Consider the following 4,147-nt stretch of genomic DNA (forward strand, 5'->3'; position numbering starts at 1 on the left):
GAATTAGGCGCAGCTGTCCATTTTGATATGGAACAGTATGCCTACAAAGACATAACTCTTAGCATCCTGAAAAAACTGCTCTTAGAAGAAGAGTTTCGGCAACGTACAGATGTTGGCATAACTATTCAGGCATATCTGCGTGATAGCGAGCAAGATACTAAAGACGTAATTTCCTGGTTGAAAGAACGTGGCTATCCCCTGACAATCCGCTTGGTGAAAGGTGCATATTGGGATCAGGAAACTATCAAAGCAGTGCAGAAGCATTGGCCACAGCCAGTTTACAACGACAAAGCCGCAACTGATGCTAACTTTGAAACTATCACTCAGTTATTGCTAGAAAATCATCAATATGTGTATTCTGCCATTGGTAGCCATAATGTGCGATCGCACTCTCGCGCCATTGCCATCGCTGAAAGTTTAAATGTCCCCCGCCGTCGCTTTGAGTTGCAAGTCCTCTACGGTATGGGTGATAAAGTTGCCAAAGCGTTGGTTGACAAAGGTTATCGAGTTAGAGTTTACTGTCCTTACGGTGAATTATTACCTGGAATGGCGTATTTAATTCGGCGGTTGTTAGAAAATACCGCTAATAGTTCTTTTTTACGGCAAAATCTCGAAAATCGACCAATTGAAGAATTATTAGCGCCACCGATTGTCAAAGAGGAAAACTCTTTAACTCCAAACTCCTCACTCCAAACTCCCAACTCTCATTTCTTTGGTGCTGCTGATACTGATTATGCTGAGGAAGAGGTAAGAACGAAGACGATGCAAGCTTTCCAAAGCGTTCGTCAACAGTTGGGTAAAACTTATTTACCCTTAATTAATGGCGAGTATGTTAATCCGCCAGAATTTGTTGATTCTCTCAATCCTTCTAATTTCAGCGAGGTAGTTGGTAAAGTTGGGTTGATTAGCGTTGAACAAGCAGAACAAGCGATGCAAGCTGCTAAAGCTGCCTTTCCTGGTTGGAGGAAAACACCAGCTAAACAACGCGCTGATATTTTGCGGAAAGCCGGTGATTTGATGGAACTCCGCCGCGCTGAACTTTCAGCTTGGATAGTTTTAGAAGTTGGGAAACCAGTTAAGGAAGCTGATGGAGAAGTTTCGGAAGCAATAGACTTTTGCCGATACTACGCTGATGAGATAGAACGGTTAGATAACGGTGCCAATTACGACATACCTGGTGAAACTAATCGTTATATCTACCAACCACGAGGAATTGCTGTGGTGATTTCTCCCTGGAATTTCCCACTAGCGATCGCTTGTGGAATGACTGTTGCAGCCTTGGTTTCAGGCAATTGTACTCTCCTCAAGCCTGCGGAAACATCTTCTGTCATTACGGCAAAACTCACAGAAATCCTGGTAGATGCTGGTTTTCCCAAAGGTGTATTTCAATACGTACCTGGTAAGGGTTCGCAAGTCGGCGCTTATTTGGTAAATCATCCAGATACCCATGTAATTGCTTTTACGGGTTCCCAAGAAGTCGGCTGTAGAATCTACGCAGAAGCGGCAATATTAAAACCCAGACAAAAGCACATGAAACGGGTAATTGCTGAAATGGGTGGCAAGAATGCCATTATTGTCGATGAAAGTGCTGATTTAGACCAAGCTGTTGTGGGGGTAGTGCAGTCGGCATTTGGTTACAGTGGACAAAAATGTTCTGCTGCTTCCAGGGTGATTGTGCTGCAACCGATTTATGATGCCTTTGTGCAACGGTTGGTGGAAGCGACAAAATCCTTGAACATTGGGGAAGCAGAGTTACCAAGTACACAAGTTGGGCCAGTGATTGATGCTAATGCCCGCGATCGCATCCGCGAGTATATTGAGAAGGGTAAGGCAGAAGCAGAAGTGGCGTTGGAGTTACCAGCACCCGAACAAGGATATTTTATCGGACCTGTCATCTTTAGTGAAGTATCGCCAAATGCGGTAATTTCCCAGCAAGAAATTTTTGGCCCTGTGCTGGCGGTAATTAGGGTGAAAGATTTCCAGGAAGCACTAACAGTTGCCAATGGAACTAACTACGCTTTGACTGGAGGACTTTATTCTAGAACGCCTTCGCACATTCAGCAGGCGCAGACAGAATTTGAAGTCGGGAATTTGTACATCAACCGCAATATTACTGGAGCGATCGTTGGACGGCAACCCTTTGGTGGATTCAAACTTTCTGGTGTTGGTTCTAAAGCAGGCGGTCCTGATTACTTACTGCAATTTTTAGAACCACGCGCGGTGACAGAAAATATTCAACGTCAAGGTTTTGCACCAATTGAAGGAGCAGATTAAACTAATGTGAATTCCACCGCTAATATAGTAGCCGTCTAATTAGCACAATCAAAACACCTGTCCCTGATTTAACTACGTAAAACCTTTCTTCTCCCAGTCCTACGGTGTACACACATCTTGGTAATGAAGCCCAAACCCTGGATTTACCCCCCTTAATCCCCCCGATGTATTGGGGGGAAATATCCGGTTCTCCCCCTTAGCAAGGGGGAGTTAGAGGGGGTGAGAAGGACTTGTATACACACCGTAGCCTAGAAAGAGAGGCTTTGAAGGGGGATCTTTAAGGGCAAATCACTAACACCAAACGTATTGGGTTAACGAGTAGAATTCTACGCGCTAAAGTATTTTGCTAATGGGTGATAGGTAATAATCGCAGTAGTAGACTGCTCTGGATAAAGTTGTTCGCTTTCATCCATATACAAGTTAATCCTGTCGGTCTGCAATAACTCCAGTTGCTTGTATTGGTCTTGAATATTGGGACAAGCTGGATAGCCAAAACTATACCGCGAGCCACGATAGCGTTGTGCTAATATATCCCGAATGTTGTCGGGTTCTTCAGCAGTAAAACCTAACTCTCGGCGTATTCTGGCGTGTGTCCATTCAGCTACAGCCTCCGCCACCTGCACTGCCATGCCGTGGAAATACAGATAATCAGTGTATTGATTAGCCGCAAACAGCTTTTGGGCAAACTCTGTGGCAATTTCCCCTACAGTCACCGCTTGCATGGGGAAGACATCCATAATTCCCGATTCCTTCGGTGCAAAGAAATCTGCTATGCACAGCCGCCTTAAAGACTTCTGTCTGGGAAACTCGAAAGTTGTAACCTGTTGTGATTGGTTCTCTGAATCATATATATGTAGGGAATTTCCTTCGGCTTGACAAGGGAAATACCCGTAAATCACTTGTGGATGCAACAGATTTTCTTCAATAATTCGCTGTTTCCAACTTTCTAAAATTGGGTAGACTTTCTCAGCTAAAAAAGCCTGATATTCTTCTTTGGATTGCTCTTTTGGCTTGCGGAATTGCCACTGTCCAGCAACCAAAGCTTGTAAATCCAAGTGCCAGAATATTTCCTCAATGGGAATATCACTAGGCTGCAACAACTTTGTTCCCCAGAAAGGCGGTGTCGGACGTTCAATATCTATCGCCACTGCGTCTGAACGTCTTGTATCTACTACTTTTGGTTCAGCAGATGTTTCTTCAGCAGTTGTAGCTTTTGGTTCTTTGTGACCATTTGTCGAAACTTCAGCCGTTTCGATTTCGTTCAAAAATCCCTGCAAATCTTCCCAGTTACCAGTAGCCTTTGCTGGCATTAATTTATCCATGAAGTGCAAGTCAGAAAAGGCATCTTTGCCATAAACAACTTTACCTTTATAGGTATTTTGGCAATCTTCATAGACAAACTTGGGAGTCAATGCTGCACCACCTAAAATCACGGGGACACTAATTCCTTTTTCGTTGAATACCTCCAAGTTCTCTTTCATGAAGGCGGTGGATTTTACCAGCAAACCACTCATGGCTATACAATCAGCTTTATGCTGTTCGTAAGCGTTGATGATGTTTTCCACTGGCTGTTTAATTCCCAGGTTAATCACCTTGTAACCGTTGTTGGACAAGATAATATCCACCAAGTTTTTACCAATGTCGTGGACATCGCCTTTAACTGTGGCAATGATAAAGGTTCCTTTGGCATTGTTACCCGATTCTGATTTTTCCATGAACGGTTCTAGAAACGCAACAGCCGCTTTCATGGTTTCGGCAGATTGCAAAACGAAGGGTAGCTGCATTTGTCCAGAACCGAATAATTCCCCGACAACTTTCATACCATCTAGCAGAAAGGTGTTGATAATTTCCAAGGGGGGATATTCTTCTAAGG

Annotated in this window: 2 protein-coding genes; one reads left to right on the forward strand and one right to left on the reverse strand. The window is 43.9% G+C overall.

Features of this window, described 5'->3' with window-relative positions:
• On the forward strand, nt 1-2,274 hold a 2,274-nt coding region (gene pruA / locus IQ229_RS15925; protein WP_194045273.1), incomplete at its 5' end, for an L-glutamate gamma-semialdehyde dehydrogenase.
• Nucleotides 2,275-2,600: 326 nt separating this feature from the next.
• On the opposite strand, the gene IQ229_RS15930 is transcribed toward pruA, so the two are convergent.
• Nucleotides 2,601-4,147 (reverse strand): vitamin B12 dependent-methionine synthase activation domain-containing protein (locus IQ229_RS15930; RefSeq protein WP_194045280.1); only part of this gene is annotated, 1,547 nt, incomplete at its 5' end.

The sequence above is a fragment of the Nostoc cf. edaphicum LEGE 07299 genome, from assembly GCF_015207245.1.
GTDB classification, from domain to species: domain Bacteria; phylum Cyanobacteriota; class Cyanobacteriia; order Cyanobacteriales; family Nostocaceae; genus Nostoc; species Nostoc edaphicum_B.